Below are 19,568 nucleotides of genomic sequence, written 5' to 3'. Positions count from 1 at the left end.
CCTAACCGAGCGCAGTAGTTTTCACACTGCCTGTTATGATTGCGGTTCGCGTTTCAAGGAACTTCCCATGCGCCAGAAACCCACTGTGCTTGCCCGTGAGATCGTCGCCACCAGCCGTCTGTTCCGTGTCGAGGAGCTGCAGCTGCGGTTTTCCAACGGCGTCGAACGCACCTACGAACGGCTGGTCGGCAAGGGCACCGGCTATGGCGCGGTGATGATCGTCGCGCTCGATACTGACGGCAGAGCGTTGCTGGTCGAGGAATACTGCGGTGGCACCGACACCTACGAGCTGTCATTGCCCAAAGGGCTGATCGAGCCGGGTGAGGACGTGCTGGACGCCGCCAACCGCGAGCTCAAAGAGGAAGCTGGCTTCGGCGCGCGCAACCTCGAGTTGCTTACCGAGTTGTCGCTCTCGCCGGGCTACATGAGCCAGAAGATACAGGTCGTGCTGGCCCGCGATCTTTACCCCGAACAGTTGCCAGGCGACGAGCCGGAGCCGATGCGAGTCGACCGCATCGATCTGCGCGAACTATCGAGCCTGGTCCAAAACCCGCAGTTCAGCGAAGGACGCGCCCTCGCCGCGCTATATCTGGCGCGTGATCTGCTCACCCAGCGGGGGGAATTCGCCCAATGAGCCATCCATATCTGGCGCCGGTCATCGACCTGGTCCGTGCCGCCGGCGAGGCCATTCTGCCGCACTGGCGCAACGATGTGTATGTGCATGAGAAGGCCGACGCATCGCCCGTCACCGCTGCCGACATGGCGGCGCATCATTTGCTGGCCGATGGCCTGCGCGCGCTGGACGCTGGCATCCCGGTGCTCTCCGAGGAAGACTGTGCGCTGAGCCTGGTCGAGCGAGCCGGATGGACGCGCTGGTGGCTGGTCGATCCGCTGGATGGCACCAAGGAATTCATTGCCGGCAGCGAAGAATTCACCGTCAACGTCGCGCTGATCGAACAGGGGCGGGTGCTGTTCGGCGTGGTGGGCATTCCAGCCAATGGCCGCTGCTATTACGGCGGCGCTGATTTCGGTGCATGGCGCGCCGAGGCCGATGGCGCCGCGCGGCCGTTGAAGGTGCGTCAAAGCCCGGCGGAAGGTTTCACGGTCGTTGCCAGCCGCCGCCATTCCAGCCCCGCGCAAGAGCGATTGCTCGAAGGCTTGCGTCAGCGTATCGGTGAGTTGGTATTGGCCAATGTCGGCAGCTCGCTGAAGTTATGCCTGCTGGCCGAAGGCGCCGCTGACTGCTATCCACGGTTGGCACCGACCTCACAGTGGGACACCGCCGCGGCTCAGGGCGTGCTCGAAGGTGCAGGCGGCGAAGTGCTGGATGTCAGCGGCGCGACCCTGACCTACGAGGCGCGAGAAAGCTATCTCAATCCGTCTTTCCTGGCGCTGCCGCGAGGTGTTGATTGGCGCGCCGGACTGATCGAACTGGCGAGCCGCTAAGCTGGCGTTCGCCGAATCGGACAAGCTCAGGCTGTCCGGTATTGCTGTCTGTTATGCCAATCTTGCCGAAGCCAGCCCGTTGCGGCGATGCTATGACGGCGTTGGCCAGGCCAAGCGCTTGATTCGGATCGCTGGAGGGCGTTGTGTCATCGAAAACCCCTACCGGGATACGACAATGGATCTGGCGCGCCTTCGTTCAGAGCGCGCTGATCCCACTGGTGCTGGTCGAGGTAGTGCTGATCGCGGCCTACCTGCTGACCAACAATGCCATCCGTGATGCGCAGATCGAGCATCTGCGCGAAACCGCGCTGTCCGAATTACAGGCTGCGGCCGATCGCGAGTCGCGAATCATCAGTCAGCAGCTGCAGCAGGTGGCGAGCGCCACGACGCTGTTTCGCAATATCACCGTTCGTGCGCTGGACGACACCCGCGTCGAGCCGCAACCGCCCTTAACGCTTGGCTCCGGCGGCGTGCGCTATAGCCCGCGCGACGAGGGCGGTGCGGCGAGCTTCTATTCCGCTGTCACCGCGCCTGAATTACAGGACCTGGAAAAGGTGGCGCGCTTGCGCCGTCTCGATCCGCTGATGAAGGAACTGCATGCCGCCAACCCGCTGATCGCCAGCCTCTATTTCAACAGCTGGGACAGCTACAACCACATCTATCCCTGGTTCGACACTGCGGAGCAGTATCCGTCGGACATGAACATTCCGAGCTACAACTTCTATTACCTGGCCAGCTCCTGGCACAACCCGGCGCGCAAGGTCGTCTGGACTGACGTGTACCTGGACCCGGCCGGGCACGGCTGGATGATGTCGGCGATCGCGCCGGCGTATCGAGGTGATTTTCTCGAGGGCGTCAACGGCATCGACATCACCGTCAGCGGCATTCTGAAGCAGATAGGCAAACTGCGGGTGCCCTGGAATGGCTATGGCGTGCTGATCAGCCGCGACCTCAACATCATGGCGCTGCCCGAGGCGGGCGAGCGGCAGTTCGGCCTCGACGAGCTGACCGAACACTCATACGACGAAGCGATTCGCCGGGAGATTTTCAAACCCGAGGACTTTCGCCTCGGCCGCCGGCCGGAAACCCGCGCGCTGGCGCACGCCATCGCCGCGCAGACCGAAGGTGTGCAGCGTCTAAACCTCGATGGCCGGCAGCAGTTGGTGGCTTGGACCACCGTGGAGCAAACTGGCTGGCATTTGCTGGCGGTGGTGGACGAGGCTGAAGTGTTCAGTCAGACCAACGCTTTGGCCAGCCGCTATCGACAGATCGGCTATCTGCTGATCGCCGGGCTGTTGCTGTTCTATCTGTTGTTCTTCGCCTATATGTGGCTGCGTGCGCGACGGCTCAGTCAGGCACTGCTCATTCCGATCGCCAGCATTTCGCGAATGATGGGCCAGATCGGCCGCGGCCAATGGCGGCCGCAGCCAGTCTCATCGGATATTCGCGAACTCGACGATTTGGCACAGCACACTCAGGCTATTGGCGGGCAACTCGAACTCAGCGAGGCGCAGCGTTGGCAAGCACACAAACGTCTCGAACTGGTGCTTGAAAGCGCCACCGAAAGCCTCTGGGAAAACGACATGCGCAGCGCCACGCTGCAGTTCCGCGGACGCCTGCCAGCCCGCTTCGGGTTGCCCTCGTCGCGGCTCAGCGAAGCGCAGTTCCTGCATCGCATCCATCCGTTCGACGTGTCCAAAGTGCGCGCTGAACTGGCCCGCATGCATCAAGGCGATGCGCTGCATTATGAAAGCGAGTTCCGCTTCGCCGACGCGCTCGGGCAATACCACTGGCTGCTGAGCCGCGGCCGCGTGCTCGAACGCGACCCGCAGACCGGCGAAGCCACGCTGGTAGCCGGCACTCATGTGGATATCGATGCGATCAAGCGGGTCGAGGAGGACCTGCGTCAGGTCACTCAGCAGGCACAGATCGCCAACGAGGCCAAGACGCATCTGATCTCCAGCATTAGCCACGAGCTACGCACACCGCTCAACGCGATCCTCGGGTTCGCCCAGTTGATGCGCATGGACTGCTCGCCCGAAGCCGATCCGGACGCAGCCGATTACCTCGACGAGATTCTGCTGGCCAGCCGGCATCTGAATCAGCTGCTTGGTGACATCCTCGACTGGTCGAGCCTGCAGGCGGAGCGGCCGCGGCTGGAGTTGAAGCGGGTCGAGGTCACCGCGCTGATGCGTGAGTGCGCCGAGCTGGTTGCGCTCGACGTGCAGCGCCAAGGTCTGCGGCTTGAATTCGATCTGCCGGATGCGCCCATCGAGGTGCTGGCCGAGCCACGGCGGCTGCGCCAGGTGCTGCTCAATCTGCTGTCCAACGCGATCAAGTACAACACGCCGTCCGGGCAGATCCTGCTCAGCATCGAAACGGTGGCCGGGCAGGTGCGCCTGCTGGTCGAAGACACCGGCCTGGGTATCGATGAGGCGCTGCAGACGCGGATGTTCGAACCTTTCCAGCGGCTAGGACGCGAAAGTTCGAATATCCAGGGCGCCGGGATCGGGCTGTCGCTGTGTCTGGAATATGCCAAGCTCATGGGCGGCAGCATCGGTGTGAAGAGCGAGCTCGGCGTCGGCAGCCGCTTCTGGATCGCCCTGTCGGTGCTGGAGCCGCAACTTGTGCTGCCAGCCCATGAGCGGCCGCGCATCGTCTATGTCGAAGACGATCCGGCCAGCCAGCTGCTGGTGCGCAAGGCCCTGGCCGACATGGGCGAGGTCAGCGTGATCGGTAACGGCCGGCTGGCCTTGGAGCATCTGCTGACCGACCCGCCGGAGCTGCTACTGCTGGACCTGAACCTGCCCGAGCTGAATGGCGAGGAGTTGTTGTCGTTGCTGCGCCAGGCGCCAGCGACCCGCGAGCTGCCGGTCATCGTACTCAGCGCCGCCAGCGAGACGCGCGGCGGATTCGATTGCCAGGGCCGCTTGAACAAACCGCTGGACCTCGACGAGTTACGCCGGCTGGTCCGCGCTTGTCTGCAGACGCCGGGTCCTAAGCCGAGCTGAATGGCGTGCGGGTTTCAATCGGCCCGCTCACCGCAGAGATCGAGGGCGAACCAGTGTTCCACTTCCTTCTGCGACAAGCCGGTGCCGAGCAGCGAGAACAACTTGCCCAGCGCCGCTTCGCGGGTCATCCCGCCGCCTGAAACCAAGCCAGTGGTTGCCAGTTTGCTGCCGGCCGCATAGATGCCGAATTCGACATGACCCTGCGGACATTGGCTGATCGCCGCCAGCACCACGCCGCGCTCATGCGCTTGCTTCAATGCCGCCAACAGCTCGGCATCGTCAGCCGGGCCGGTGCCGCTGCCGTAGCATTCGAGCAACAGGCCTTGCACGTCACTGGTCAGCATCGCGCGAACCTGCGCCGCCTGGATGCCCGGATACAGCGGCAGCACCGCGAGGCTGACCGGGCGGCGCGGCTGACGATAATCGAGCGCGGCGGGAATATTCGGAGCCCGCTGGCCGTGCCGCTGGCGAGGCTGGACGGCAAAGGCATCCAGCGTGGCGGTGCCCCGCTTGCTGGCCCGCGCGCCATGCATCAGCTGGCCGCTGAAGTACAGATGTACACCCGGCTCGACGCCGGTGTGAAGCGTCTGCATGGCGCCGAACAAATTACTCCAGGCATCGCTGCCGGGCGCACCGGCTGGCAGCATGGCGCCGGTCAGCAGCACCGGGACGTCGAGCCCAAGCAGGAGGAAGCTCAAGGCCGCGGCGCTGTAGGCCAGGGTGTCGGTGCCGTGTAGCACCAGCACGCCATCGCAGCCGTCCTGTTCGACGCCGGCGCGAATGGCCTCGGCTATCGCCAGCCAGTTGGCCTGGTTCATGTTGGCGCTGTCGATGGGGGGTAACAATTCGCGAAACTGCCAGTCAGGCAGCTGCAGCTGCAGCTGTGGTTGCTGGTCCTGCTGCTCACGCAGTCGACTGGCGAAACCGGAGGCGGGCATCAGACCCTCGGCGCTTTGCTGCATGCCGATGGTGCCGCCGGTATACAGCACCAGGATATTTCTGGAAGCCGGCATGGAGGACTCCTAAATAAAACAGGGGGTCGAGCCCCCTGTTCATGACACTCGCAGGCTACTGCTGACGAACCGGGGATGGGCTGACGGTACCACTTGTCGGTACCGTGCCGGGCAGCTTGTTCGGCCAGGCGGCGTGATCGAGGTCCAAATCAGCATAAGCCTTCGGATCGAACACGGGTGTCTTCACGCCGGATTTGCGCTGGTTGTCGTAGTCACGCATCAGGCGGATGCCAGTCTTGAACAGCAGAAACACAGCCGCGAGGTTGACCAGCGCCAGCAGCCCCATGGTCACGTCGGCAAAGCCGAATACGGTGGACAGATCCTGCATGGAGCCCCACAACACCAGCGCAATCACCAACACGCGGTACACCTGCAGCAGCGAACGTTTGGTGCTAAAGAAGCTGAGCGCGTTTTCACCAAGGTAGTAGTTGTATACCAAGGTCGTGAAGACGAAGAGCAGCAGCGCGGTGCTGACGAAAATCCTGCCCCACTCGCCGACTTCTGCGGCCAGTGCGGTCTGAGTCAGAACCACGCCCGCGACTTCTTCACTGCCTGGCTGGTAGACGCCTGAAAGCAGGATGATCAGCGCGGTGCTGGTGCACACCAGCAGGGTGTCGATGAACACGCTGAGCGACTGGACGATACCCTGCGCGGCCGGGTGTTTGACCTGCGCCACGGCGGCGACGTTCGGTGCACTGCCGAGGCCGGCTTCGTTTGAGAACAGGCCGCGTTTGACGCCCATGATGATCGCCGCGCCGATGCCGCCTGCGAATGCAGGCTCCAGGCCGAATGCGCTGCGCACGATCAGCCCCAGGACTTCCGGCACCTCGCTAATGTTCATGCCGATCACCACCAGTGCCATACCGATGTAGGAGAACGCCATGATTGGTACCAGCACGTCGGCCATGCTGGCGATGCGCTTAATGCCGCCAAAGATTATGGCGCCGATCACGCAGACCAGGGCCAGTCCGCTGATCCATGTCGGCAGGCCGAAGGTATCGTTCAGCGATGTGGCGACGGTGTAGGACTGCACCGCGTTGAAGCCGAAACCGAACGTAACCAGCAGCAGAATTGAGAAGATCACTGCCAGCCAGCGTTGACCCAGGCCATGCAGGATGTAGAACGCCGGGCCGCCACGATAGGTGCCGTCGGCCTCACGGCGCTTGTACAGCTGCGCCAGAGAACACTCGAAATAACTGGTGGCCATGCCGAGCAGGGCAACCAGCCACATCCAGAATACTGCGCCGGGACCGCCGAGCATGATCGCTACGGCGACGCCGGCGATGTTGCCGGCGCCTACACGGCCGGCTACGGAGAGCATCAGCGCTTGGAATGAGCTGAGCTGCCCCGGCTGACGCTGGAACGCTTCGGCAAAGATGCTGAACATGTCGCCGAAGTAGCGAAACTGCACGAAGCGTGAGCGAATCGAGAAATACAGGCCGAGACCGACCAGTGCGACGATGAGGACCTTGCTCCAGAGCAGGTCATTGAGAAGATCGAGCATGATGAGGTTGTCTCTTGTTGTTCTGGATGGGCGAGGCCGCGTCACTGTACGTGCGGCCCCGAAATGGTTAGTCAAGCGCGCCTTGCAGGCAATTACGCAGATCGCGGCGAACTGACGCGAGTTGATGCTAATATCGCGCCGCTTGCATCATTGGAAATCACATGTACGACCATCTTGGCACTAACCTGAAGCTGCTCTGCAGCCACTACCGCTCCATTGCTGAGGTGTGCCGCAAACTGGCTATCAATCGCGCCCAGTTCAACAAATACATCAACGGACAAAGCCGGCCGACAGCGCACAACCTAAAACGTATCTGTGATTTCTTCGGTGTCGAAAGTTACGAGCTGGGTCTGCCGAGCGAACAATTCGCACAGCTGATCGGCATACGCAGCCACGATCAGGAGCGCATCGCTGCCAGCGATCCCTTGCTCGAGCTGTTCCAGCCACTGCGCGACAACGCCAGCAGCCTGTCGCGTTACTGCGGCTATTATTTCGAATACGCCAACTGCCTGTCGGTTCCCGGGCAAATTCTGCTTTCTTTAGTGCATCTGCGTGAGGATCGCGGCAGCTTCGTCTTTGAACGGCAGGAGCGCCAGGAGCAGTCGCGCGCCGACAATCCCAAGGCCGAAGATTGGGTGGTGCGCTGCCGCTACCTGGGCGCTGCCTTTTATCTGCAGGACCGCCTGTTTCTCATCGACTATGAGTCGCTGACAGACAACGAGATGAGCCAGACGATCCTGATTCCCAGCTTCAAAAGCCGCATCAATCGCCTGAACGGCCTGAAGACCGGCGTCTCCAGCGGCGACCGTCGTACCCCGGCCTGCACCCGCGTGGTTTGGGAGTACCTGGGCAAGGAGATCAACCGGGTCAACGCTTATCGCCAGGTGATGCTCTATGCCATGGATGACCCGCGGATCGACCCGGAAATCCGTGAGCGGCTTGCGTCGGCGTCGCTGCGAGACGGACTGTTCGAAATCGAATAAAAAAGTGGGTTGCCCGGTTCCGACAACCGGCCAAGCGGGGCCCCTGGCTAAGAGGCGAGCCTGGGCGAGGCGATGAGCGGATACGGTAAAGCGATCCAGGCTGCGATGGCGCTCTTGCGCCATCATCCAATCGGTAGGACCTCAGCAGCGTTCAGGGTATTTGACGGGAGTTCCGGCATGAACGGCGCCCGCTAACCGGGCGCCTTATTGCCGCACCCAGTGGCGCGTGGGCGTCACCCCTTTAACGGCACCAATCTCGGCGCAATCATGTTTTCGGGACGCAGGATGTCATCGAGGGTGGCATCGTCCAGCAACTGCTCTTCGCGTACCAGTTCCAGCACGCCGCGGCCGCTGAGCAGCGCCTGGCCGGCGATGCGGGTAGCGTTTTCGTAGCCGATATAGGGGTTCAGTGCGGTGATCAGGCCGATGGAGTTTTCCATCAGGCGTCGGCAGTGATCTTCGTTGGCGGTGATGCCGACGATGCAGTGCTCGCGCAGCATGTCCATGGCGCGCTGCAGCAGGCCGATGGAGTCGAATAGCTTGTAGGCGATCAGCGGCTCCATGACGTTGAGCTGCAGCTGGCCGGCTTCGGCGGCCATGGTCAGCGCGAGGTCGTTGCCGATCACCTCGAAGGCGACCTGGTTGACCGCCTCTGGAATCACCGGGTTGACCTTGCCCGGCATGATCGAGCTGCCCGGCTGGCGCGGCGGCAGGTTTATTTCGTTGATGCCGGTGCGCGGGCCGCTGGAGAGCAGGCGCAGGTCGTTGCAGATCTTCGACAGCTTCACCGCCAGGCGCTTGAGCATGCTCGAGAAGGTGACGAAGGCGCCCATGTCGGAGGTGGCTTCGATCAGGTCGGCGGCGGGCTTCAGCGGATGGCCGCTGATGGTCGCCAGGCGCTGCACGGCCAAGGCTTGATAGTTGGGATCGGCGTTGATGCCGGTGCCGATGGCGGTGCCGCCGAGATTCACCTCGACCAGCAGCTGTGGTGCGATCAAGCGCAAGTGCTCGAGGTCTTCGCCAAGGGTGGTGGCGAAGGCGCGGAATTCCTGGCCGAGGGTCATCGGCACCGCATCCTGCAGCTGAGTGCGGCCCATCTTGAGGATGTGCGCGAACTCGGCCGACTTGCCGGCGAAGGCCTGTACCAGGCTGTCGAGGCTGGCCAGCAGCGTGTCGTGACCCAGCAGCAGGCCGAGACGGATGGCCGTGGGATAGGCGTCGTTGGTGGACTGCGCCATGTTCACGTCGTTGTTTGGATGCAAATGACGGTACTCGCCCTTGGCGTGGCCCATGTATTCCAGCGCCAAGTTGGCGATCACCTCGTTGGCGTTCATGTTGGTCGAGGTGCCGGCACCGCCCTGGATCATGTCGACGACGAACTGATCGTGATACTCGCCGCGGATCAGGTGCGCGCAGGCCTGACTGATCGCCGTGTGCTTGGCCTCGCTGAGGTGTCCGAGCTCGCGGTTGGCGTCCGCCGCCGCCTGCTTGACCATGGCCAGCGCGACCACCAGCTTGGGGTAATGCGCCAGCGGAACACCAGATAGGCGAAAGTTGTGCACGGCGCGCAAGGTCTGGATGCCGAAATAGGCTTCAGCGGGTACTTCGAGGGAGCCGAGCAGATCTTTTTCGAGCCGGAATGATGCAGCAGATGACATGAGGATTCTCATCCGAGAGAAAGCGGTATTTACCGCGAAGGCCACTACCATAAGGGCCGTGGCCTGTTTCCGGCCAATGCCGTTAAACGCTGCCTCATGCGCGATCGGCATAATAAAGCTGTGACGCCGTTTCGATGACAAGCGTTATTGCTGGGCATTCGATAGCAAAAAAACCAAGCCAGCCAGGAGCCGGCATGAACATCGAAACTAAATGGCTGGAAGATTTCGTCACATTGGCGGCGACGCGAAGCTTTTCCCAGGCGGCAGAACGGCGCTTCGTCACCCAGCCCGCATTCAGCCGGCGCATCCGCAGCCTTGAAAACAGTCTCGGCTTGACGCTAGTGAACCGCGCGCGCACGCCCGTGGAGCTGACTGAGGCCGGGCAGCTATTCTTGATCACTGCGCGTAGCCTGGTCGAGCAGCTCGGTGAGGTGCTGCGTCATCTGCATCATCTGGAGGGCCAGCAGGGCGAAGTGCTGCAGATATCCGCCGCGCATTCGCTGGCGCTCGGTTTTTTCCCGCAGTGGATTGCTGGCCTGCGCGAGCTGGGCCTGAACCCTAGCACGCGGCTGATGGCGACTAACGTAGGCGATGCGGTACATGCCTTGCGCGAAGGTGCTTGCGACCTGATGCTGGCCTTTCACGACCCGGATGCCGCGCTGCAGATGGACCCGCAGATTTTCCCATCCATGCACCTGGCTCATAGCGAGATGCTGCCGGTCTGCGCCGTGGATGCGCAGGGCACTGCACTGTTTGATCTCGAAGGTGGGCAGAGCGTGCCGCTGCTGGCATATAGCGCCGGCGCCTTTCTCGGTCGTTCGGTCAACGGCCTGCTGCGCCAGCGCCGCCTGCGCTACACCACGGTGTACGAAACCGCCATGGCCGACAGCTTGAAAAGCATGGCCCTACAAGGGCTCGGCGTCGCCTGGGTGCCGCGTCTGAGCATCGCCGCCGAACTGCAGCGCGGCGAACTGGTGGAGTGCGGCGACGAAACCTGGCGGCTGCCGCTGGAAATTCGACTATATCGCTGTGCCCTGGTGCGCAAGGCGACGGTACGGTTGCTCTGGCGCAAGCTGGAGGGTGACGCGGGATAAGGCAGCGAGGGCGGACCGGGTGGCGTTCCTTTCGGCGCGAAAAACCGTGAAGGGAAAAAGCGCCATTCATCCGATGAAATCGACCTTGCAGGTACGCAGACAGGTCGTAACGCCAGGCTGCGCGACATCTACGGCTTTCCGGTATAATGCCGCGCCTTCGAACCAGCGCCTTTCGCTGGTTTGCCCTACATGCAAGCCACGCTCCTGTTGCGTGGCTTGTTGTTTTGTAGCGCTGCGCAGCGCACCACGAAGAGGCACGACGATGACCGCACTGGTAGGCGTGATCATGGGCTCCAAGTCCGATTGGTCCACCCTCAGCCACACCGCCGAGATGCTGGAAAAACTCGGCATTCCGCACGAAGTCACCGTGGTGTCCGCACACCGCACCCCTGATCTGCTGTTCCAATACGCCGAACAGGCCGAAGCGCGCGGGTTGCGCGTGATCATCGCCGGTGCTGGCGGTGCTGCTCATCTGCCGGGCATGTGTGCCGCCAAGACGCACCTGCCGGTGCTCGGTGTGCCGGTGCAATCGTCGATGCTCTCCGGCGTGGATTCGCTATTGTCAATCGTACAGATGCCCGCTGGCGTACCGGTTGCCACCCTGGCCATCGGCAAGGCCGGCGCGGTCAATGCGGCGCTGCTTTCGGCCAGCATCATCGGCCACGAATTTCCCGAGTATCACGCGGCGCTGAAGAAATTCCGCGACGAGCAGACGCAGACGGTACTCGACAATCCGGACCCGAGGGACGCGTAAATGAAAATTGGCGTGATCGGTGGCGGCCAACTGGGCCGCATGCTCGCCCTGGCGGGGACGCCGCTGGGCATGAACTTCGCCTTCCTCGATCCGGCACCGGACGCTTGTGCCGCCGCCCTCGGCGAGCATCTGCGCGCCGACTATGGCGATCAGGATCACCTGCGCCAGCTGGCCGATGAAGTGGATCTGGTGACCTTCGAGTTCGAGAGTGTGCCGGCCGAAACCGTGGCCTTCCTCTCGCAGTTCGTGCCGGTTTACCCCAGCGCCGAGGCGCTACGCATCGCGCGTGACCGATGGTTCGAGAAATCCATGTTCAAGAACCTCGGCATTCCTACGCCGGAATTCGCCGACATCCAGTCCCAGGCAGATCTTGACGTCGCCGCATCCAGCATCGGCCTGCCGGCGGTACTCAAGACACGCACGCTTGGTTATGACGGCAAGGGTCAGAAAGTCCTGCGCAAGCCGGCCGATGTCGCCAATGCCTTTGCCGAGCTGGGAAGTGTGCCATGCATCCTGGAAGGCTTCGTGCCGTTCACCGGCGAAGTCTCACTGATTGCCGTGCGCGGTCGCGATGGCGAAACCTGTTTTTATCCGCTGGTGCACAACACGCACGAAGAGGGCATCCTGCGGTTGTCGGTGGCCAGCAGCAGTCATCCGCTGCAGCCGCTGGCCGAGGATTACGCCAGCCGCGTACTCCAGCAGCTGAACTACGTCGGCGTGCTGGCCTTCGAGTTTTTCGAGGTTGACGGTGGGCTCAAGGCCAACGAGATCGCGCCGCGCGTGCACAATTCCGGTCACTGGACCATCGAAGGCGCCGAATGCAGCCAGTTCGAGAATCATCTGCGCGCCGTCACCGGGCTGCCGCTAGGCTCGACGGCGAAGCTGGGCGAAAGCGCCATGCTGAACTTCATTGGGGAAGTGCCGCAGGTGGAGAAGGTCATCGCCGTCGAGGATTGTCACCTGCATCACTACGGCAAGGCGTTCAAAGTCGGACGCAAGGTCGGCCACGCCACGCTGCGCTGCCCCGACCGCGCCACGCTGGACCGACAGATTACGGCTGTCGAGTCGCTGATCGCCCGCGACTGATCACCGGCCGTCTGGCCTGCAGCATTTGGCGGCGAACTGCCTAGTCCGCCTCAGGTCCGAAGATACGTAGCGCGTATTTTTCGGACCTGAGGAGACTGCCAATGGGCATCATCGGAACCATCATCATCGGCCTGATCGTAGGCCTCATCGCACGCTTCCTGAAGCCCGGCAACGACAGCATGGGCTGGATCATGACCATCCTGCTGGGTATCGGCGGTTCGCTACTGGCCACCTATGGCGGTCAGGCGCTCGGTCTCTATGAAGCGGGCGAAGCTGCAGGCTTTATCGGTGCGGTGGTCGGTGCGATCATCCTGCTGGTGATTTACGGCATGGTTACTAGCCGTAAACATTGATCCGTCGGGGGCCGCGCCTCTGGCGGCCCCGTTTTCTTCGAATTCTTCGGTTCTCATGCGCTCGATAGTTTTCTCGCTGCTGTGCTTTGCTTCCGTCGCTCACGCTGCGCCAGCTGAACTCGACTGGCTCGAATTGATGCCCGCCGAAGACCGCAGAGCGTTGGAGGAAATGCCGGAAATCGAGCACAACTCTCCCGAGGCCAACGGCTTTAGCGACCAGGGTGGGCTTAAACAGGGTGCCGGTTTGCCAGAAGTGATGTATTCGGCCAAGACTGTGCCGGCACTGAACGGCCAGACGATCCGCCTCGGCGGTTATCCGGTGCCACTGGAAACCGACAGCAAGGGACGCAATACCGAGTTTTTCCTGGTTCCCTATCCAGGCGCCTGTATTCATGTTCCGCCGCCGCCGCCGAACCAGATCGTGATGGTCCGCTATCCGGCTGGCATCGCTCTGGATGACATCTATGCACCGCTCTGGGTGGACGGCACGCTGCGGATCGAGCCGGTCAGCAATGATCTGGCCGACGCGGCGTACGTAATAACCGCAGCCAAGGTGTCCTTGGTGGATGAAAGCGACCTCTAAGCCGAAACGGGACCCGATACCGCTCGATCAGGCAGAGCGCGAAGCATTTCGCGCGCTCGCGTCCGAGATCGAAGGCGTTGATGTGTCGGTCTATCAGAAATTCGACAAGGATCCGCTGGAGCCGATCATTGGGCTCGGCCGTGCCGACGCGCCTCTTGCCTTTTTCGGTCGTGACCCTGGCCGTGAAGAGGTCCGATATGGTGAGCCGTTCATTGGCAGTGGTGGTCAGCTGGTGCGCCGTGTGCTCTACCAGCATCTGCACGGCGAAGAAATGCCCGATTTCGAGGCCGGGCGTGCGCTTGGCCAAGCCTTCTTCTGGATCAACACCGTACCCTACAAGCCGCTCGGCAACCGTGCCTGGTCGATGACTATCAAGCGCCGCTTTCATCCGCTCATGCGGCGCCTGCTGATCGATAACTGGCATGGTCGTGACATCGTCACGCTCGGTCGAGAGGCGTTTCTCTGGTTCGGCATGGAGCAGCCGCGCGAGGTGCGCCAACAGCTCGAAGCGTACTGGCAGCGCGAAGACCGTTTCACTGCGCATTTCGATATCGAACTGGCGACGGAGCAGGGCGCCACGCGGGCGTTTCGTCTGCACCCCTTGCCGCATCCATCGCCGCGCAACCTGGCCTGGTTCAAACGTTTTCCGGCATTGCTGGAGGCGCGTCTGCAGCAGCTGCTCGATTGAACTGGGTCAATCTTCGGCACCGTGCTGACGCATGAAGCTACGGTCGATGTGATCTTTCCAACGCCACAACAACCTGCCTTCCGCTGCCACTCCCGCCCAGCTCAGCATCGCTCCGCGGTGGCCGTCGGCCAGAAGGGCGAGGCTATGGGACGGTGGATGATAGTGACGCAATGGTTGGCCGATCGCTGCCTGCCCCAAATTGGTCGCCAGCACGCCAGCCTGGCGCACCGCTTGGACGCCGTTGCGTGCGGCGCCGGGAAGGCTCGCACAGTCGCCGCTGGCAAAAACGTGTGGATGCGAGCGGCTCTGCAGCGACGGCGATACATCGATGAAGCCGCGTGCATCCAAGCGCAGACCAGATTCGCGTAGCCATTCCAGCGGGCTGGGGCCGGTTGCGACGACCAGGCGTCGACCTTGCCAGCGGATCTGCCCATCGCCGACCAGCGTGTTGCCATGCACCGCCTGAATCGGCGTCTGTTCGTGAACCGCTACATCGGTACGTTGCAGATGGTGCAGCGCGAGACGGCGCAGGCGCGGCGGATGTCCAGCAAGCAACTCGCCCTCGGTGAACAGACTGAGTGTCGGCACTCGCGCGGCCATAGCCAATGCCAACTCGACGCCCGCTGCGCCTCCACCGAGCACCGCTACCCCTTCGGGAATCTCCTCCCACTGTTGCCAGCGGCGAATGAATTCGGCGAACGGCTTGACCGAAAGCAGCTCCATGCCGTCGCCGCTCTGCTCCGGTAGCCAAGGCAAGGAACCCAGGTTGAGTGACATCCAGGTACTGCGCAGCGTCTCGCCAGTTGCCAGCAACAATTCGGGTGTTTCAGGGAGCAGCGCGACCATGGTGCCCTGGATGAACTCCACTTCCGCCGCCGCGCAGAGCTTGGGTAGCGCGACGCGGCACTGGCGGGTCTGGTAATGCTCGGCGATGAGGCCTGGCATCATGCCCGAATACCAGGCGTGGGGTTCGGCCGAGACCAGGCCGATTCGGCCCATGGGACGTTCACGACTGGCCCACTGGCGCAGTACGCCGAGGTGGCTGTGCCCCGCGCCGGCAAGCAGCAGGTCGAAATCGTTATTCATGGCGCATCAGCTGAAAAAAACTGATGCAAATGGCGGCGAATTGGTTGAGGTCTGCTTGAAGTAGCGGGGCTTCCATGACACAGGTCCTCCAGGGCACTGCGACTGGCTGGCAGGCTCCCTAAGCCGAAACCTGGCGGTATGCCGGCAGCGGCGGGATGGTCGCTTGCAGTATAGATTCAATGCTGCTGGATGCCTGCCGCCTCTTCGTTTCAGACTGGTGTTTGGCTGCTACAACGCCTCGACGCCAATCGAGACGCTCAGGGTATGGCTAGCGCCAGCGCCCAGCCGGACCATGTCGCCCAGCACATTGGCGGTTTCAATGCAGAGCATTCGCTGCCAGGCATCGTCGGCAAATTGCGACAAGCGCTGCGCCTTGGCGATCCATGGATTCCAGAGCACGGCCGAGCGAGAGCCGCGAGTCTCTAGGGTTATTCGTCGATTGAGGCCGGGATCGCGCAGGCTCAAGGTCGCGGGGAGATCCAGGTAGATGCGGTCGGTCTCGCCGCTGAAACGGAGGTCGCTCTGCTGTAGGCGCTGCTGCCAGTTATCCAGGGTTTCGATATAGGGGCGACCATCGAGACCTTCTACCGCGACCTGACGGATATCGCTGATGGCGAAATAGCTGTGCAACGCCTGGGACAGAGCGACCGGGGCATCGCCTTGGTTGTGGCTGGTCAGCGACAGGTGCAGGCCTTTCCGATCCAGGCGGATCTGCAGGTTCAGTTCGACAGCGTGTGGCCAGCCGGGCAGGGTGCGATCGGCATTGCAGCAAAATTCCAGGCTGGCGCTGTCGGCATCGCTGCGTGAGTCCTGCAATACCCAGTCGATGCTACGTACCAGACCGTGCGCCGGAGCCGGTTGGTTGCCCAGGTACGCTTCCTTTACTGCTTGAGGATTGCGTGCCAGATCGCCAAACCAGGGCCAGCACACCGGAACGCCGCCGCGCACCGCCTGCCCCTTCTCGAAAGCGGCCTCTTCGCTAAGCCAGATGACCGGCGTCGCATCGCCCTGGCGATAGCTGAGTACCTGCGCGCCCTGTTCGGCAACGATCACCTCGGCATCACCGTTACGGAGGCGCCAGCAGGCAAGTTGGTCCATTTCGATGCGCTGAATGTCGGCGGGCATGGCGGTCTCGTTGGCAATATGATCGGGTTGTTTCTGACCCTGCCCACGCCGGAGGATTCCACCGCCGCGGGACTTTGAGTCAATGGCAGGGGCGGATCGGTAACGTATCGAGCAGTCCGCGGCTGGCGCCAAGGTTGATCGGAAGCGAGACTCTCGATTCAGCGCCCCTGGCAGGCATCCACGCGCAGCCAGCGCTCCACCAGCTTGAAGCCCTGCATCAGCACGAACGCGATGATCAGATAGATCAGGCCAGCGGTGAGGAACATTTCCTCGTGCATATAGGTGCGTGCGGCGATCTTGCGCGCCATGCCGGTCAGTTCGAGCAGGGTGATGGTGCTGGCCAGGGCGCTGGCCTTGAGCATCAGTATCACCTCGTTGCTGTAGGCCGGCAGACCGATACGTGCCGCGCGCGGCAGGATGATATGCCACAGCGCCTGGCGGCGGGACATGCCCAGCGCGCGAGCGGCTTCGACTTCGCCCGCGGGCACATTTTGGATCGCGCCACGCAGGATTTCAGCGATATAGGCGGCTGTGTGCAATGTCATGGTGATGATCGCGCACCAGTAGGGATCACGCAGAAAAGGCCACAGCACGCTTTCGCGCACGACCTCGAACTGCGCCATGCCGTAATAGACCAGAAACAATTGCACCAGCAACGGCGTGCCGCGGAAGAAGAAGATGTAGCCATAGGGCAACGCGCGCACCGCGAAAATGCGCGAAGACCTCGCGATGCCCAGCGGCAAAGCAAGGATCAGCCCTGTAATGACCGACACGCCGACCAGCTGCAACGTCAGCCAGGCGCCTTCGAGAAAGTCTGGTAGCCACTTGACGAACAATTCCCAACTCATGCGGCGCTCCTGACAAAACCGCGTCCGGCGCGTTTTTCGAGAAAGTACATGCCAGTCATGGCGATGACCGTAAGGCCGAGATAAATGAAGGCGGCGACGACGAAGAAGGTGAAGGGCTCTTTGCTGGCGGTCACGGCGATTTGCGAGCTGCGCATGATCTCTTCCAGGCCGATCACCGAGACCAGCGCGGTGTCCTTCATCAGAATCATGAACAGGTTGCCCAGACCGGGCAGGGCCAGGCGCCACATCTGCGGCAGGATCAGCCGCAGGAAGATGCGGCGTTTGCCCAGACCCAGCGCCAAGCCAGCTTCGCGGTGGCCCTTGGGAATGGCGAGCAGGGCGCCACGGAACACTTCGGTCGCATAGGCGCCGAAGCAAAGGCCGAGGGCGATGGTGCCGGCGACGAAGGGGCTGAGGGCGAGATTTTCGATACCAAAGATCTCACCGATGCCGCGTACCAAGCCGATGGTGCCGAAATAGATCAGCAGTACCCAGAGCAGTTCGGGCACACCGCGGACGATCGTCGAGTAGGTGCCGCCGACCCAGCGCAGGGCCGCGTACGGAGAAGTCTTGGCGAGTGCGCCGAGCAGACCGAGCACCAGGCCCAGGGCCAGGGATGCGAGGGCCAGCTGAATGGTCATCCAGGTGCCGGCGACCAGCGCCGGACCGAATCCATGAAGGTCGGGAATCATAAGGGCTCAAACACCAAAGCCCGACCTACCAGTTATCGGCGGCCGGGCTTTGGTTCAGACAGATCAATAAATGTTGAAGGGGAAGTACTTGGCGTTGATTTTCTCGTAAGTGCCGTCGGCAATGATTTCCGCCAGTGCCTTGTTCAGCTTCTCACGCAGCTCATCGTTGTCCTTGCGCACGGCCATGGCAATCTTGTCGTTGTCGAATACCGGCTCGCCCTTGAATTCGAAGTCCTTGCCGGCGTCGCTCTTGAGCCATTCCCACTGTACGAAGGAGTCGGCGAGGATGCCATCGACGCGGCCCGAGGCCAGGTCCAGATAGGCATTTTCCTGGGTGTCGTAGAGCTTGATTTCGACGACGTCGTCCATGTTGTCTTCTAGCCAGGTGCCGGCGATGGTGGCGCGCTGGGCACCGATGACCTTGCCATCGAGGTAGTCTTCGTCTGTCTTGAAGTCGACCGATTTCGGCGCCACGAACTGCAGTTTGTTGGTGTAGTAATGGTCGGTAAAGTCGACGGCCTGCTTGCGCTCCTCGGTGACGGACATGGAGGCGGCGAGGAAGTCGAACTTGCCGGCGTTCAGCGCAGGGATGATGCCGTCCCAATCGGACGTGACCACTTCGCACTCCACCTCCATCTTGGCGCAGAGGGCGTGGGCGATATCCAGGTCGAAGCCAACCACCTGGCCGCTGGCATCAATCAGGTTAAAGGGCGGGTAGGCGCCCTCGGTACCGATACGCAGCTTGTCGGCGGCGATGACATTGGTGCCGATCATTAGGGTGGCGGCGGCGGTCAGCAGAATCTTCTTATAGCTTTTCATGCGGTGTTGCTCCATTAGCGATGGCTGGACATGAACTGTTTACAGCGTGCCGATTGGGGGTTGTCGAACACCTGCTCGGGCGTTCCTTGCTCTTCGATCCGGCCCTGATGAAGAAAAATTACTTCACTGGAAACCTGCTTGGCGAAGTTCATTTCATGAGTGACGAGCAGCATGGTGCGACCTTCGTCGGCTAGCGACCGGATCACTGCAAGCACTTCTTGTACCATTTCCGGGTCGAGTGCCGACGTTGGCTCGTCGAACAGAATTACCTGCGGCTGCATTGCCAAGGTGCGCGCGATCGCTGCACGTTGCTGCTGACCGCCGGACAGCTGGCTGGGATAAACATGACGCTTGTCGGCGATGCCCACCTTGGCCAATAGCGCTTCGGCGCTTTCAGTGGCTTCGGCCTTGCTCAGGCCAAGCACGCGGCGTGGCGCCTCGATAATGTTGTCCAGCACGCTCATGTGCGGCCAGAGATTGAAATTCTGAAACACGAAGCCGAGCTTGCTGCGCATCAGGTTGATCTGCTTGGCGTCCGCGGCAACCAGATCGCCGTCTTTTGCACGCTTCAGGCGCAGTTGTTCGCCAGCGACGAGGATCTCGCCCTCGTTGGGGTTTTCCAGCAGATTGATGCAGCGCAGGAACGTGGATTTTCCGGAGCCGGACGAGCCGAGGATGGAGATCACATCACCGTCGCGCGCTGTCAGCGAGATGCCCTTGAGTACTTCCAGATCGCCGTAGCGCTTGTGCAGGTTGCGGATTTCCAGTGCGGATATGGCCTCAGCCATTGAGCTTCCTCTTCTCGGACCAGGGCGTCGCATGGTC

General features: G+C 62.0%; 19 protein-coding genes. 10 read left to right on the top strand and 9 right to left on the bottom strand.

Annotation, left to right across the window (positions count from 1 at the left end; all coding sequences use genetic code 11):
* Positions 1-67: 67 nt before the first annotated feature.
* The 3 genes from nudE to NAV33_RS06625 all read left to right on the top strand — a co-directional run bounded on the left by nudE (position 68) and on the right by NAV33_RS06625 (position 4,457).
* Positions 68-634 carry an ADP compounds hydrolase NudE gene (nudE, locus tag NAV33_RS06635; RefSeq protein ID WP_255978137.1) on the top strand — a complete coding sequence of 189 codons (567 nt, stop codon included), beginning with the start codon at positions 68-70 and terminating at the stop codon, positions 632-634.
* Entirely contained in the window at positions 631-1,446 is an 816-nt protein-coding gene (cysQ, locus tag NAV33_RS06630) for a 3'(2'),5'-bisphosphate nucleotidase CysQ (protein ID WP_255978135.1), read from the top strand. Before nudE ends, cysQ begins: the two co-directional genes overlap by 4 nt.
* A gap of 143 nt (positions 1,447-1,589) precedes the next feature.
* Positions 1,590-4,457, top strand: a complete 2,868-nt coding sequence (locus tag NAV33_RS06625) for an ATP-binding protein (protein ID WP_255978133.1) — start codon at positions 1,590-1,592, stop codon at positions 4,455-4,457.
* A 14-nt stretch (positions 4,458-4,471) separates the two neighbouring features.
* On the opposite strand, the gene NAV33_RS06620 is transcribed toward NAV33_RS06625, so the two are convergent.
* Positions 4,472-5,470 carry an asparaginase gene (locus NAV33_RS06620; RefSeq protein ID WP_255978131.1) on the bottom strand — a complete coding sequence of 333 codons (999 nt, stop codon included), beginning with the start codon at positions 5,468-5,470 and terminating at the stop codon, positions 4,472-4,474.
* A gap of 55 nt (positions 5,471-5,525) precedes the next feature.
* Positions 5,526-6,974 (bottom strand): alanine/glycine:cation symporter family protein, encoded by a 1,449-nt coding sequence (locus tag NAV33_RS06615; RefSeq protein WP_255978129.1) that lies wholly within the window; start codon positions 6,972-6,974, stop codon positions 5,526-5,528.
* 161 nt (positions 6,975-7,135) lie between these two features.
* Between NAV33_RS06615 and NAV33_RS06610 the strand changes: the two genes are divergently transcribed.
* The gene (locus NAV33_RS06610) at positions 7,136-7,957 is read left to right on the top strand and encodes a helix-turn-helix domain-containing protein (RefSeq protein ID WP_255978128.1); all 822 of its coding nucleotides are present in this window, start codon (positions 7,136-7,138) and stop codon (positions 7,955-7,957) included.
* 233 nt (positions 7,958-8,190) lie between these two features.
* On the opposite strand, the gene NAV33_RS06605 is transcribed toward NAV33_RS06610, so the two are convergent.
* On the bottom strand, positions 8,191-9,615 hold the full coding sequence (locus NAV33_RS06605; RefSeq protein ID WP_255978126.1) for an aspartate ammonia-lyase: 1,425 nt from the start codon (positions 9,613-9,615) through the stop codon (positions 8,191-8,193).
* Between the two features lie 194 nt (positions 9,616-9,809).
* On the opposite strand from NAV33_RS06605, the gene NAV33_RS06600 reads away from it, so the two are divergent.
* The 6 genes from NAV33_RS06600 (at position 9,810) to NAV33_RS06575 (ending at position 14,173) form a co-directional block, all read left to right on the top strand.
* Positions 9,810-10,709 (top strand): LysR substrate-binding domain-containing protein, encoded by a 900-nt coding sequence (locus tag NAV33_RS06600; protein ID WP_255978124.1) that lies wholly within the window; start codon positions 9,810-9,812, stop codon positions 10,707-10,709.
* A gap of 262 nt (positions 10,710-10,971) precedes the next feature.
* Positions 10,972-11,463, top strand: coding sequence for a 5-(carboxyamino)imidazole ribonucleotide mutase (gene purE, locus NAV33_RS06595; protein WP_255978122.1), 492 nt, complete (start codon positions 10,972-10,974; stop codon positions 11,461-11,463).
* Complete coding sequence (locus tag NAV33_RS06590; RefSeq protein WP_255978120.1) at positions 11,464-12,549, top strand: 5-(carboxyamino)imidazole ribonucleotide synthase; 1,086 nt, start codon at positions 11,464-11,466, stop codon at positions 12,547-12,549.
* 101 nt (positions 12,550-12,650) lie between these two features.
* Positions 12,651-12,902, top strand: a complete 252-nt coding sequence (locus NAV33_RS06585; protein WP_255978118.1) for a GlsB/YeaQ/YmgE family stress response membrane protein — start codon at positions 12,651-12,653, stop codon at positions 12,900-12,902.
* Positions 12,903-12,957: 55 nt separating this feature from the next.
* Positions 12,958-13,485: a DUF3299 domain-containing protein gene (locus NAV33_RS06580; protein WP_255978116.1), complete on the top strand. Its 528-nt coding sequence runs from the start codon at positions 12,958-12,960 to the stop codon at positions 13,483-13,485.
* Positions 13,469-14,173: a uracil-DNA glycosylase family protein gene (locus tag NAV33_RS06575; RefSeq protein ID WP_255978114.1), complete on the top strand. Its 705-nt coding sequence runs from the start codon at positions 13,469-13,471 to the stop codon at positions 14,171-14,173. Before NAV33_RS06580 ends, NAV33_RS06575 begins: the two co-directional genes overlap by 17 nt.
* Positions 14,174-14,179: 6 nt before the next feature.
* Here the strand turns inward: NAV33_RS06575 and NAV33_RS06570 are convergent, their stop codons facing one another.
* The 6 genes from NAV33_RS06570 to NAV33_RS06545 all read right to left on the bottom strand — a co-directional run bounded on the left by NAV33_RS06570 (position 14,180) and on the right by NAV33_RS06545 (position 19,531).
* Complete coding sequence (locus NAV33_RS06570) at positions 14,180-15,259, bottom strand: FAD-dependent oxidoreductase (protein ID WP_255978112.1); 1,080 nt, start codon at positions 15,257-15,259, stop codon at positions 14,180-14,182.
* A gap of 228 nt (positions 15,260-15,487) precedes the next feature.
* Entirely contained in the window at positions 15,488-16,384 is an 897-nt protein-coding gene (locus NAV33_RS06565; RefSeq protein ID WP_255978110.1) for a D-hexose-6-phosphate mutarotase, read from the bottom strand.
* Between the two features lie 158 nt (positions 16,385-16,542).
* A complete protein-coding gene (locus tag NAV33_RS06560) occupies positions 16,543-17,232 on the bottom strand; it encodes an ABC transporter permease (protein ID WP_255978108.1) in 690 nt (229 codons plus the stop codon).
* Positions 17,229-17,924 (bottom strand): ABC transporter permease, encoded by a 696-nt coding sequence (locus tag NAV33_RS06555; RefSeq protein ID WP_255978106.1) that lies wholly within the window; start codon positions 17,922-17,924, stop codon positions 17,229-17,231. Before NAV33_RS06555 ends, NAV33_RS06560 begins: the two co-directional genes overlap by 4 nt.
* Before the next feature lie 63 nt (positions 17,925-17,987).
* Positions 17,988-18,743: an ABC transporter substrate-binding protein gene (locus tag NAV33_RS06550; protein WP_255978104.1), complete on the bottom strand. Its 756-nt coding sequence runs from the start codon at positions 18,741-18,743 to the stop codon at positions 17,988-17,990.
* A 14-nt stretch (positions 18,744-18,757) separates the two neighbouring features.
* Positions 18,758-19,531: an ABC transporter ATP-binding protein gene (locus NAV33_RS06545; protein WP_255978102.1), complete on the bottom strand. Its 774-nt coding sequence runs from the start codon at positions 19,529-19,531 to the stop codon at positions 18,758-18,760.
* Positions 19,532-19,568 lie beyond the last annotated feature (37 nt).

Source organism: Stutzerimonas stutzeri (assembly GCF_024448715.1).
GTDB classification, from domain to species: domain Bacteria; phylum Pseudomonadota; class Gammaproteobacteria; order Pseudomonadales; family Pseudomonadaceae; genus Stutzerimonas; species Stutzerimonas stutzeri_AR.
Note: the sequence above shows the minus strand (reverse complement) of the source record. Positions and strands in the feature narration are given on the sequence as shown.